General features: G+C 73.0%; 9 protein-coding genes. 6 read left to right on the forward strand and 3 right to left on the reverse strand.

Annotated features, from left to right (window positions below):
- Positions 1–112: 112 nt before the first annotated feature.
- The 3 genes from ACWD0A_RS31005 to hmgA form a co-directional block, all read right to left on the reverse strand.
- Positions 113–1,324, reverse strand: a complete 1,212-nt coding sequence (locus ACWD0A_RS31005; protein ID WP_451303489.1) for a type ISP restriction/modification enzyme — start codon at positions 1,322–1,324, stop codon at positions 113–115.
- A gap of 172 nt (positions 1,325–1,496) precedes the next feature.
- A complete protein-coding gene (locus ACWD0A_RS31010) occupies positions 1,497–2,249 on the reverse strand; it encodes a GntR family transcriptional regulator (protein WP_307716249.1) in 753 nt (250 codons plus the stop codon).
- A 12-nt stretch (positions 2,250–2,261) separates the two neighbouring features.
- Positions 2,262–3,587, reverse strand: coding sequence for a homogentisate 1,2-dioxygenase (gene hmgA, locus ACWD0A_RS31015; RefSeq protein WP_451303491.1), 1,326 nt, complete (start codon positions 3,585–3,587; stop codon positions 2,262–2,264).
- Positions 3,588–3,686: 99 nt separating this feature from the next.
- Here hmgA and ACWD0A_RS31020 point away from each other — a divergent pair, with 99 nt between their 5' ends.
- From ACWD0A_RS31020 to ACWD0A_RS31045, 6 genes are all read left to right on the forward strand, one after another.
- A complete protein-coding gene (locus ACWD0A_RS31020) occupies positions 3,687–4,319 on the forward strand; it encodes a TetR/AcrR family transcriptional regulator (protein WP_451303493.1) in 633 nt (210 codons plus the stop codon).
- A gap of 178 nt (positions 4,320–4,497) precedes the next feature.
- Positions 4,498–6,753, forward strand: a complete 2,256-nt coding sequence (locus ACWD0A_RS31025) for a molybdopterin oxidoreductase family protein (protein WP_451303495.1) — start codon at positions 4,498–4,500, stop codon at positions 6,751–6,753.
- Positions 6,754–6,871: 118 nt separating this feature from the next.
- On the forward strand, positions 6,872–8,293 hold the full coding sequence (locus ACWD0A_RS31030) for a CitMHS family transporter (protein ID WP_451303497.1): 1,422 nt from the start codon (positions 6,872–6,874) through the stop codon (positions 8,291–8,293).
- Positions 8,294–8,297: 4 nt separating this feature from the next.
- Positions 8,298–9,524, forward strand: a complete 1,227-nt coding sequence (locus ACWD0A_RS31035; RefSeq protein ID WP_451303499.1) for an MFS transporter — start codon at positions 8,298–8,300, stop codon at positions 9,522–9,524.
- A 320-nt stretch (positions 9,525–9,844) separates the two neighbouring features.
- Positions 9,845–11,239 carry an aldehyde dehydrogenase family protein gene (locus ACWD0A_RS31040; RefSeq protein ID WP_451303501.1) on the forward strand — a complete coding sequence of 465 codons (1,395 nt, stop codon included), beginning with the start codon at positions 9,845–9,847 and terminating at the stop codon, positions 11,237–11,239.
- A gap of 16 nt (positions 11,240–11,255) precedes the next feature.
- Positions 11,256–12,335: a Zn-dependent alcohol dehydrogenase gene (locus ACWD0A_RS31045; RefSeq protein ID WP_451303503.1), complete on the forward strand. Its 1,080-nt coding sequence runs from the start codon at positions 11,256–11,258 to the stop codon at positions 12,333–12,335.
- Positions 12,336–12,395 lie beyond the last annotated feature (60 nt).

Genomic DNA, 12,395 nt, shown 5'->3' on the forward strand with positions numbered 1-12,395 from the left:
GGGGGGCCCCCCCGCGTGTGCCGGCCCATCAAGCGCCGGCGGGGCTGGAGGTTTCCAGAGGGGCCGGGGCGGAGCCCCGGTCAGGGGAGGGCGGAGTGGGGTGGGGGGAACGTCACAGCAGGGCGAACTGGCCCTCCGGGCCCTCCTCCGCGTGGTCCAGTACCGACGCCGGCCGGCGCGCCGGCCCCGGCGGCGGCAGCACTCCCGCCGCCCGCAGCTCCGCCGCCCCGATCCGGGCGCCCTCGCCCAGCCGCTCGCGCTCCGGCTCCAGTTCCGCCAGCAGTGCCAGCACCGTGATCAGTTCCAGGAACTCGGAGGTCCACTCCTGCGGCCAGGACGCCGGCCGCACCGCCTCGAGGGAGCCCGGTTCGCCGCCCGCCGTGCGCCGTGCGAACCAGAGCTCCAGCACCCGGACGCCGCCCGCCTCGAACTCCCACGCCCCGCGCGGCACCGGCGCGACACGGCCGCCGTCGCCGATGGACAGCGTCTCCTCGTCCGCGTCGTACGCGAGCGCGTCCGGCCGCGCGGGCAGGGCAGCCCGCACATAGGGACGCCGACCGCCCGGCAGTCTGGGGCGCTCCCCGCCGTGCGCGCCGCGCAGCTGGATCCGCATCGCCCGCCGGCCCAGCTCCACCCCGGCCGCCCACACGGAGGCGTCGGCGGGCAGCGGGACCACGCACCCCGCGGGGCCGTCGACGGCCGACGCCAGGGCCCAGCAGAGCAGGTCCTCGGCAGCCACCCCGTGCCCGTACCGGTCCGCGAGGAGGTCCAGCAGCCCCGGCGAGACGTTCGGCTCCCGCGCGCCCGGCCTGCGGTACAGGGGACGGATCCGGCCCGGGCGGCCCGCCGGCGAGCGCCCGTCCGGCAGCAGCGCCGTCACGACGAGCGCGGGCCCCGCCGCCTTGGGGACACGGCCCTGTTCGACGACGAAGAGCTGCCGTTCGTCCCGCACCCGCCACAACTCCGGCCGGGCCGCGTCGATCAGCCGGTGGTCCGGTATCAGCCACTGCTCGTCGAACGCGCCGTGCAGCACGCGCACCGGCTCCGGGCAGCGGCCCCGCTCGCGGGCCATCCGCCCGGTCCCGGTCGCCTGCCCCGGCAGCTGCGCGACCGCGCTGTGCGCAGTACGCGCCCGGGTGGGCCCGAACAGGGACTCGCGCTCGGCGCCGTCCGCCCGTACGAGCGCGTCCCAGCGGGCCCGCAGGGACGCGGCGTCCGGCGCCATCACCCAGCCCCGGCCCAGCCGCAGCGGCGCCACGGACCAGGGCATGAGGTCGTCGAGCAGCGGCGCGTCGTCCTCGGTGTGAGCAGTCACCGTCCGCATGCTAGTCACCTTCTCGGCCGTGAACGACCGCGCTTGACTGCCCGGTCGTTCGCACCTCGTCGCGCTCCCGACTGCCCCCTGCGACAGGGCGGTCACGGGTCACATCTCCCCTGTTCCGGGCCTGTTCAGGCCGTGGCGGGGACGGGCATGGTGACGAATGCCCACGCCCCGCTCAGTCCGCGGCATCCACAGTGACCGAGAAGGAGAAGCGGTCGCCGCGGTAGCGGATGCGGGCCACGTCGACGACCCGGCCGTCCTCGTCGTACGTCACCCCCGTGTAGTGGAGGATCGGGCTGAGCAGCGGCACCCGCAGCAGCTCCGCCGTCTGCGGGTCGGCCAGCCGCGCCTCCACCGTGTCGGTGATCCGGCTGATCCGCACGCCCAGCACGTCCCGCAGGACCTTCGTCATCGGCCAGCGCTCCAGGTCGGCGCACTCCACACGCCCCGCGAATTCGGGGCGCAGCGCGTTCTCCGCCCAGTTCGTGGGCTCGCCGCTGTCGCCGTCGCAGCGCAGCCGCCGGAAGACCACGACCTCGTCCTCGTCCGGGAAGAACTCGGCCAGTTCACCCGGGACCGGCTGCGGACCGTGGCCGAGGACCGTGGTGCGCTCGCCCGACTGCTGGGCCACGATCGCGTCGATCGAGCCCAGCAGCCGCCTGGGCGCGCTCCTGCGCGCCCCCGGCTCGATGAAGGTGCCGCGTCTGCGGTGGCGGGTGATCAGCCCCTCCTCCTCAAGCTCTTTCAGCGCCTGGCGCATGGTGAGCACGCTCACCCCGTAGTGCTGGGCGAGCTGTTCCTCGGTGGGCAGCCGCAGCGACGCCTCGGGCGCACGGCCCAGTATCGAGGCGCGCAGCGACTGCGAGACCTGGTACCACAGCGGCAGCTTGCGGTTCAGGACGAGCGAGTCCGGGGCGAAGGAGGTCACGGCATCTCCGTACTACGGCCGGAAGTGGCGCTCAAGACCCTGCCACACGGTGTCGTAGCGCTTCTGCAGGTGGTCGGCGTTCGCCGCCTGCTCGGTCGCGATCACCGGCCAGCGGGTCTCGAACATGAAGGCGAGGCCGTTGTCGACCTTCTGCGGCTTCAGCTCGACGGAGCTCGCCCGGTCGAAGGTCTCCCGGTCGGGGCCGTGCGCCGACATCATGTTGTGCAGCGAGCCGCCGCCGGGGACGAAGCCTTCGGCCTTCGCGTCGTACGCGCCCTCGATCAGGCCCATGTACTCGCTCATCACGTTGCGGTGGAAGTACGGCGGGCGGAACGTGTCCTCGCCCACCAGCCAGCGCGGCGCGAAGACCACGAAGTCGACGCCGGCGAGACCGGGGGTGTCGGACGGCGAGGTCAGCACCGTGAAGATGGACGGGTCGGGGTGGTCGTACGAGATCGTGCCGATGACGTTGAAGCGGCGCAGGTCGTAGACGTAGGGGACGTGGTTGCCGTGCCAGGCGACGACGTCGAGCGGCGAGTGGCCGTACGTCGCGGTCCACAGGTTCCCGCAGAACTTGTTGACCACCTCGATGGGGCCTTCGACGTCCTCGTACGCGGCGGCCGGGGCGAGGAAGTCGCGGGGGTGCGCGAGGCCGTTGGCGCCGATCGGGCCGAGGTCGGGCAGCTGGAACGGCTGCCCGTAGTTCTCGCAGACGTAGCCGCGGGCGCTTTCGTCGAGCAGCTCCACGCGGAAGCGGACGCCACGGGGGATCAGCGCGATCTCGCCGGGCCGCGCGGGCAGCAGGCCGAACTCGGTCACCAGCAGCAGGCCGCCGCGCTCGGGGACGATGAGCAGCTCGCCGTCCGCGTCGCTGAACACCCGCTCCATGGAGGCGTTGGCGTGGTACAGGTGCACGGCCATGCCGGTGCGCTGGGTCACGTCGCCGTTGCCGCCGAGCGTCCACAGGCCCGCGAGCCAGTCCGTGCCGGGCGCGGGGTCCGGCAGCGGGTCCCACCGAAGGCGGTTGGGGTCGGGGACCGTCTCGGTGAACGGGGCTGTGCGGATGCGGCCGTTGTCGGCGCGGACGAACGCCGGGTGCATGGCCGAGGGACGGATGCGGTACAGCCAGGAGCGGCGGTTGTGGGCGCGGGGCTCGGTGAAGGCGGTGCCGCTGAGCTGTTCCGCGTAGAGACCGAGCGGGGCGCGCTGCGGTGAGTTCCGCCCGTGGGGGAGGGCGCCGGGGACCGCCTCCGAGCTGTGCTCGTTGCCGAAGCCGGACAGGAACGACTCGTCGCCGAGTCCGTCCACAAGTTTGCGCGTCTCGTCGATACCGCTCATCGCCCGCTCCTGGTGCCGAGGGATTTCCGTTCCCGTATCCATTCCTATGGACAACCGTAGGATTGCAGGACTGTCCCGTCAACGGCAACGCGCGGCATCATGGACGGCGTGTCCCAGCCACCTCTGCGCCGTGCGCCCGTGCAGCAGCGCAGCGCCGACCGTCTCGCGCGCATCCTGGACGCCTGTGCCGAACTCCTCGACACCTGTGGCTACGAGGAACTGTCCACGCGCGACGTGGCGGCGCGGGCCGGCGTCCCTATCGGCTCCGTCTACCGCTTCTTCGGCAACAAGCGGGCGCTCGTGGAGGCGCTGGGGCACCGCAATCTCGACCGGTACGCCGAGCGGGTCGCCGGGCGCCTCGTCCGGCTGTCGGCGGGGGACTGGCGCGGCGCCGTCGACGTCATGCTCGACGAGTACCTGGCGATGAAGCGCGCGGTCCCGGGATTCGCGCTCATCGACTTCGGCGCCCAGGTCCCGGTCGGCGCCCCGGTCACCGGCCCCAACGACGAGGTCGCCGACCGGCTCGTCCACCTGCTCGCCGCCCACCAGGGGCGTGAGCCGGACGTGCGGCTGCGGCGCGCCGTCCTGGTCGCGGTCGAGGCGGCGGACGCGCTGCTGCAGCTGGCCTTCCGGGTGAGCGAGACGGGGGACGAGGGGATCGTGGAGGAGACGCGGCTGCTGCTGCGGGCGTACCTCGCGGATGTGCTGGACGCGCCTCGGCAGGGGGCGTGAAGGGCGGGCCCTTCGGTTTCCCGTGCCCTTCGATGCCCTTCGGTCTCCCGTGCCCGCGTTCCGCGTCGAGGGCGGTCCCTCCACTTCCGGACGCCGCACCCCCTCCCGTCCATGCATACCGGTCGGTATGCTCGACGGGCCCGCACCTCACCGTGCCGCCCGCCCCGGGGGAGGACCCGTGTCCCGCACCGCACCTGCCACTCGTACCGCGACGAACTCGCCGCCCGCCGATCGAGGCGCCCGCACCGCACCGCGCATCTGCCCGTTGTGCGAGGCCACCTGCGGGCTCACCCTGACCATCGAGGGCACCCGCGTCACCGGTGCACGCGGTGACCGGGACGACGTCTTCAGCGAGGGATTCATCTGTCCCAAGGGCGCCTCGTTCGGCGAGCTCGACGCCGACCCCGACCGGCTGCGCACCCCGCTCGTGCGCGAGAACGGGCGCTTGCGCGAGGCGAGCTGGGAGGAGGCGTTCGATCTCGTCGCCGCCCGCGTGCGACCGCTGATCGAGCAGCACGGACCCGACGCCGTCGGTGTCGTCCTCGGCAACCCCAACGTGCACACCATGGCCGGCGGCCTCTACCCGCCGGTCCTGCTGTCCACCCTGCGCACGCGCAACGTCTTCAGCGCCTCCACCCTCGACCAGATGCCCAAGCACGTCTCCAGCGGACTGCTCTACGGCAGCGCCGTCGCCATCCCTGTCCCCGACCTGGACCGCACCGCCCACCTGCTCCTCCTCGGCGCCAACCCGCTCGAGTCCAACGGCAGCCTGTGCACCGCACCCGACTTCCCCGGCAAGCTGAGGGCACTGCGCCGCCGCGGCGGCACGCTCACCGTCGTCGACCCGCGCCGCACCCGCACCGCCCGGCTCGCCGACCGGCACGTCGCGATACGCCCCGGCACCGACGCGCTCCTGCTCGCCGCCCTCGCCCACGTCCTGTTCGAGGAGAAGCTGACCGACCTCGGCGCTCTCGCCGGGCACGTGGAGCAGGTCGGCGACGTCGAGGCGGCGGTGCGGGACTTCGCCCCGGAAGCCGTGGCCGCCGCCTGCGACATGGACGCCGAGGAGATCCGTACGATCGCCCGTGAGCTCGCCGCCGCCCCGTCCGCTGCCGTCTACGGGCGCATCGGGAGCTGCACCGTGGAGCACGGCACCCTCGCGAGCTGGCTTGTCGACGTCCTCAACATCCTCACCGGCAACCTGGACCGGCCGGGCGGCGCACTCTTCCCCCTCGCCGCCACCGACAAGGCCCCGCGCCCGGCCGGCCCCGGCAAGGGCTTCGCCCTCGGCCGCTGGTCGAGCCGTGTCGGCGGACACCCGGAGGCCAAGGGTGAACTCCCCGTCGCCGCACTCGCCGAGGAGATCGAGACACCGGGCGACGGGCGGATCCGCGCCCTCATCGCGATCGCGGCCAACCCGGTGCTCTCCGCCCCCGACGGCGACCGCCTCGACGCGGCGCTGAGCGGTCTGGACTTCATGGTCAGCGTCGACCCGTACCTGAACGAGACGTCACGCCACGCCGACGTGGTGCTGCCCCCACCGCCCCCGTCCCAGAGCGCCCACTTCGACTTCGCCTTCAACTCCCTCGCCGTACGCAACCAGGTCCGCTACACGCCCGCCGCCGTCCCCCTGGAGGACGGGCTGATGGACGAGTGCGAGATCCACGCCCGGCTGGTCCTCGCGGTCGGCGGCATGCACGGCGCCGAACCGTCCGCCGTCGACGACATGGTCGTCCAGCGCTCCCTCGCCAAGGCCGTCGCCGACCCCCACTCACCCGTGCACGGCCAGGACGCGGCCGAGCTCGCCGCCGAACTCACCGGCGGCAGCGGAGCCGAGCGCCGCCTGGACCTGATGCTGCGCCTCGGCCCGTACGAGCTCACCCTCGCCAAGCTCCTGGAGAACCCGCACGGCATCGACCTCGGGCCCCTCCAGCCGCGCGTCCCGCAGGTGCTCAGGACCCGCAGCGGGCGCATCGAGCTGCTGCCCGCGCCGATCGCCGCCGATCTGCCGAGGCTGCGCAGCGCCCTCGACCGGCGTCCCGACGGGCTCGTGCTGGTCGGCCGCCGCCATCTGCGCTCCAACAACAGCTGGCTGCACAACGTTCCGGCACTGGGCGGCGGCTCCAACCGCTGTACCCTGCACGTCCACCCCGACGACGCGGCCCGTCTCGGCCTCACGGACGGCGCGACGGCCGCGGTCACCGCGGACGGCGGCCGGGTGGAGGCACCCGTGGAGATCACCGCGGACGTCCGCCCGGGCGTCGTGAGCCTGCCGCACGGCTGGGGTCACGACCGGCCGGGCACCCGGCTCTCGGTGGCCTCCGCCCGGCCCGGCGTCAACGTCAACCAGCTGCTCGACGGCTCCCGGCTGGACCCCCTGTCGGGCACGGCAGTGCTCAACGGCTTTCCCGTCGAGGTCGCACCCATGAGCTGACCTGGGGTTTTGCTCGTATTGCTCACGTGTCAACATCTTGTTAACGGCAATTGACGACACCTAACGTCATCCGGACCGCCGCCCCGGTGGAGTTCAAGGATGAACGTTAGGTGTCCCCATGCTGACAATCCTCGGCTTCGCCATGATCGCGACCTTCCTGGTCCTGATCATGATGAAGAAGATGTCGCCGATAGCGGCGCTGGTCCTCATCCCCGCACTCTTCTGCGTCATCGTCGGAAAGGGTGCGCACCTCGGGGACTACGTCCTCGAGGGCGTCGGCAATCTCGCGCCCACGGCCGCGATGCTGATGTTTGCGATCGTCTACTTCGGCGTCATGATCGACGTCGGCCTGTTCGACCCGATCGTCCGAGGCATCTTGCGCTTCTGCAAGGCGGACCCGCTGCGCATCGTGATCGGTACGGCGCTCCTGGCCGCCATCGTCTCGCTGGACGGTGACGGCTCGACGACGTTCATGATCACGGTTTCGGCGATGTATCCGCTCTACAAGCGCCTCAAGATGAGCCTGGTCGTCCTGACCGGTATCGCCGCGACCGCCAACGGCGTCATGAACACGCTGCCCTGGGGCGGCCCGACCGCCCGTGCGGCGACCGCGCTCGAACTGGACGCGGGCGACATCTTCGTCCCGATGATCCCGGCCCTCGGCGTCGGCCTCCTGTTCGTGATGGTCCTCGCGTACGTCCTCGGCCGCCGCGAGCGCAAGCGCCTCGGCTTCCTCTCCCTGGACGAGGTCCTGGAGCCGCACACCGAGACCGTGCTGGTGAAGACGGGCGGCGGCGACCGGACGAAGCCGGCCGCGGGCGGCGGCTCCGGTACGGGGGCATCGGACACCGGGAGCGACTCACCCGCCGGCAAGGACGCCGCCGAGGACGACGAGGGCTTCCAGGGACTGGACCCCCACCGCGCCACTCTGCGCCCGAAGCTCTACTGGTTCAACCTCGGGCTCACCGTCGTTCTCCTCACCTCCATGATCATGGAGCTGCTGCCCATCCCGGTCCTCTTCCTGCTCGGTGCGGCCCTCGCCCTCACGGTCAACTTCCCCCGGATGACCGACCAGAAGGCCCGGATCGCCGCCCACGCCGACAACGTCCTCAACGTCGCCGGCATGGTCTTCGCCGCCGCCGTCTTCACCGGCGTCCTCACCGGCACCGGCATGGTCGAGCACATGGCCGACTGGCTCGTCGGCGCGATCCCCGAGGGCATGGGCCCGCACATGGCCGTCGTCACCGGCCTGCTGAGCCTCCCGCTCACGTACTTCATGTCCAACGACGGCTTCTACTTCGGCGTGCTGCCCGTCCTCGCCGAAGCCGGCGCCGCCCACGGCGTCTCCCCGCTGGAGATCGCCCGGGCCTCGCTCGTCGGCCAGGCACTGCACATGTCGAGCCCGCTGGTGCCCGCCGTGTACGTCCTGGTCGGCATGGCCAAGGTCGAGTTCGGCGACCACACCCGCTTCACCGTCAAGTGGGCCGCGCTCACCTCGCTGGTGGTCCTCGGCGCCGGAATCCTCTTCGGAATCATCTGACGTGATGGACTCCCGGAGCTGGCTGCTGCGCCTCGTCATCGCGTTCTCCTTCGCCCAGGGCGCGGTGTCGATGGCGCGGCCCGCCGTCTCCTACCGTGCCCTGTCGCTGGGCGCGGACGAACGCGCCATCGGCGTCATCGCCGGTGTCTACGCGCTGCTTCCCCTCTTCGCCGCCGTACCGCTGGGGCGCAGGACGGACCACGGGCGGTGCGCACCCCTGCTGCCCGTCGGCGTCGTCCTGATATCCGGCGGATGCGCCCTCAGCGGTACGGCGGGCTCCCTCACGGCGATGGCCGCGTGGAGCGGCGTCATGGGGCTCGGCCACCTCTGCTTCGTCATCGGCGCCCAGTCGATCGTCGCCCGGCAGTCCGCACCCGCCGAACAGGACCGCAACTTCGGCCACTTCACCATCGGCGCCTCGCTCGGGCAGCTCGTCGGGCCCGTCGCCGCCGGTGCCGTGATCGGCGGTGACCTGGCCCGTACGAGCGGATACGCGCTTCTCGCCGCGGCGGCCGTGGCCGCCGCGTCCCTCGCCTCACTGTGGCGCATCGAGCACCGCACCCCACCCCGGCCGCGCTCGGATCGCACGACGGTGCCCGTGCGCGGCATCCTGCGCACCCGCGGCGTCCCGGCCGGGATCTTCATCAGTCTCGCGGTGCTCTCCGCGACCGACATCCTCACGGCGTACCTGCCGGTGATCGGCGAACACCGGGGCATCGCGCCCGCCGTCGTCGGTGTGCTGCTCAGCCTGCGGGCCGCGGCCACCATCGCCTGCCGGCTGGTGATGACCCCGATGATCCGGCTCATGGGCCGCAGGAGTCTGCTGACCACGACCTGCCTGGTCGGCGGGCTGCTGTGCGGGAGTATCGCGCTGCCCGTTCCGCTGTGGGCGCTCGCCGCGATGCTGATCCTGCTGGGCTTCTGCCTCGGCGCCGGCCAGCCGCTGTCGATGACGACGGTGGTCCAGGCGGCGCCGGCCGACGCGCGGTCGACCGCGCTCGCCCTGCGCCTGACCGGCAACCGCCTCGGCCAGGTGGCCGCACCGGCGGGCGCCGGCCTGGTCGCCGGCCTCGCCGGCGCGGCCACGCCGTTCGTCCTGACCGGGGCGCTGCTGGTGCTGTCGTCGGCGGCGGCCCTCCGCCGCCCCCGCCCGGCTAACCCCCCTGAGCCCTCTTCGACGCCGGGGTCACGCCCCGGGCACCCTGCCGAGCACGGGAACCGGCACGCATAGCTGCCCCGCTCGCCGACAACCCCGGACAGGGGACAGCGCGGCACCCCGCGCCACATGTCGGGCCCGCCGGCCGGCAGACCCCCGGGAGCCACACGGGCATAGCCGCTCGCTCAGAAGCCGCTCGGGCGTGTGGCCGCCGGCTCCGCGACGTCGGCGCGTCACGCCGTGCACGCCCGCGCGGTGAGCGGCAGGGACGTCCCGTACGCCGGCCGGGCACGCCTCCCCGTTACGCTCCACCACGCCCGGCTGCCTCTGGCGCGCGAAAACTAACAGCGCTAGTTTGGGGCGCGGAACACGACCGCGAAGCGTGGAGGAGAGCGATGAAGGCTCACGACGGCATGTACATCGGCGGCCAGTGGCGGCCCGCGGCCACCACCGACACCATCGCGGTGGTCAACCCGGCGGACGAGCAGGTCATCGCCCATGTGCCGGCCGGCACCGCCGAGGACGTCGACGCCGCCGTACGCGCGGCCCGCGCCGCGTTCCCCGCCTGGGCGGCCACCCCGCCCGCCGAGCGCGCCGCCCTGCTCACGGCCCTGCGTGACGAACTGGCACGCCGCCAGGACCTGATCGCCGCCACTGTCACCGCCGAGCTCGGCGCCCCGCCTGCGCTCGCCCAGGCCGTGCACACCGGCATGCCACTGCTGGTCGCCGGCTCGTACGCCGAACTCGCCGCCGACTACTCCTTCGAGGAGACGATCGGCAACTCCACCGTCCTCATGGAGCCCGCCGGCGTCGTCGCCGCGATCACGCCCTGGAACTATCCGCTGCACCAGATCGTCGCCAAGGTCGCCCCCGCGCTCGCCGCCGGATGCACCGTCGTCCTCAAGCCCGCCGAGGACACCCCGCTGACCGCACAGCTCTTCGCCGAGGCCGTCCACGACGCGGACGTACCCGCCGGAGTGTTCAACCTGATCACCGGCCTCGGACCGGTCGCGGGCCAGGCCCTCGCCGCGCACGAGGACGTCGACCTCGTGTCCTTCACCGGCTCGACGGCCGTGGGCAGGCAGATCGGCGCGACCGCGGGCGCCGCGGTCAAGCGCGTCGCCCTGGAGCTCGGCGGCAAGTCCGCCAACGTCATCCTGCCCGGCGCCGACCTCGCGAAGGCCGTGAACGTCGGCATCGCCAACGTGATGTCCAACTCCGGCCAGACCTGCAGTGCCTGGACCCGGATGCTCGTGCACAAGGACCGGTACGACGAGGCCGTCGCGCTGGCCGCCGCCGCGGTCGCCAAGTACGTGCCCGGCGACCGGGTCGGCCCGCTCGTCAACGCCAAGCAGCAGCAGCGGGTCCGCGGCTATATCGAGAAGGGCATCGCCGAGGGCGCCCGCGTCGTCGCCGGCGGCCCCGACGCGCCGCTGGAGACCGGCTACTACGTCAGCCCGACCGTCTTCGCCGACGTGACCCCCGGCATGACCATCGCCCAGGAGGAGATCTTCGGCCCGGTCGTCTCGATCCTGAAGTACGAGGACGAGGACGACGCGCTCGCCATCGCCAACGGCACCGTCTACGGTCTGGCCGGCGCCGTCTGGGCGCAGGACGAGGCCGAGGCGGTCGCGTTCGCCCGCCGCATGGACACCGGGCAGGTCGATATCAACGGCGGCCGGTTCAACCCTCGTGCTCCCTTCGGCGGTTACAAGCAGTCCGGGGTCGGCCGCGAGCTCGGTCCGCACGGCCTCGCCGAGTACCTCCAGACCAAGTCCCTCCAGTTCTGAGCCGGGAGACATCATCGTGGTCCGCGCCGCAGTCCTGCCCGCCGTCGGCTCCCCCCTGGAGATCGCCGAGATCTCGTTGCCCGAGCCCGGCCCCGGCCAGGTCCGGGTCCGCCTCGCCGCCGCCGGGGTGTGCCACTCCGACCTGTCCCTGTCCAACGGCACCATGCGCGTGCCCGTCCCGGCCGTCCTCGGACACGAGGGCGCCGGCACCGTCGTCTCCGTCGGCGAGGGCGTCACCCACGTCGCACCCGGCGACGGCGTCGTCCTCAACTGGGCGCCGTCCTGCGGCAGCTGCCACGCCTGCTCGATCGGGGAGGTCTGGCTGTGTGCCGACGCCCTGACCGGGGCGGGGCGGGTCCACGCCGTCACCGCGGACGGCACCGAACTGCATCCCGGGCTGAACGTGGCCGCGTTCGCCGAGGAGACCGTCGTCGCGGCGAACTGCGTGCTCCCCGCGCCCGAGGGCGTGTCCCTGACCGACGCGGCGCTCCTCGGCTGCGCCGTGCTCACCGGGTACGGGGCCGTCCACCACTCCGCCCGTGTACGCGAGGGGGAGTCGGTCGTCGTCCACGGCGTCGGCGGGGTGGGCCTCGCCACGCTCCAGGCGGCCCGGATCGCCGGCGCCGCCACGGTCATCGCGGTCGACGTCTCGCCCGAGAAGGAGGAACTGGCCCGCCGGGCGGGCGCCACGGAGTACGTGGTCGCGTCCGACACCACGGCGAAGGAGGTGCGCCGGCTGACCGGCGGGCGGGGCGCGGACGTCGCGATCGAGTGCGTCGGCCGCGCGACCACGATCCGCACGGCCTGGGACTCGACCCGCCGCGGCGGCCGCACCACGGTGGTCGGCATCGGCGGCAAGGACCAGCAGGTCACCTTCAACGCCCTGGAGCTCTTCCACTGGGGCCGGACGCTCTCGGGCTGCGTCTACGGCAACTCCGACCCGGAGCGCGACCTCCCGGTCCTCGCGTCCCACATCCGCGAGGGCGCCCTCGACCTGAGCGCGCTCGTGACGGACCGCATCGGCCTGGAGGACATCCCGGCGGCGTTCACGGCGATGCGCGAGGGCCGTGGAGGGCGGTCGCTGGTGGTGTTCTGACTTCCCCCACCCCGCCCCTCCCCGAACCGGCCTCCGCCTGGCCCCCGACCCCGCGCTCTA

Source organism: Streptomyces sp. NPDC002867 (assembly GCF_053591895.1).

Excerpts from the sequence above, each read along its gene's own strand:
- ACWD0A_RS31005 (WP_451303489.1), bottom strand. The coding sequence starts at position 1,324 with ATGCGGACGGTGACTGCTCACACCGAGGACGACGCGCCGCTGCTCGAC.
- hmgA (WP_451303491.1), bottom strand. The coding sequence starts at position 3,587 with ATGAGCGGTATCGACGAGACGCGCAAACTTGTGGACGGACTCGGCGAC.
- ACWD0A_RS31020 (WP_451303493.1), top strand. The coding sequence starts at position 3,687 with ATGGACGGCGTGTCCCAGCCACCTCTGCGCCGTGCGCCCGTGCAGCAG.
- ACWD0A_RS31030 (WP_451303497.1), top strand. The coding sequence starts at position 6,872 with ATGCTGACAATCCTCGGCTTCGCCATGATCGCGACCTTCCTGGTCCTG.
- ACWD0A_RS31035 (WP_451303499.1), top strand. The coding sequence starts at position 8,298 with ATGGACTCCCGGAGCTGGCTGCTGCGCCTCGTCATCGCGTTCTCCTTC.
- ACWD0A_RS31040 (WP_451303501.1), top strand. The coding sequence starts at position 9,845 with ATGAAGGCTCACGACGGCATGTACATCGGCGGCCAGTGGCGGCCCGCG.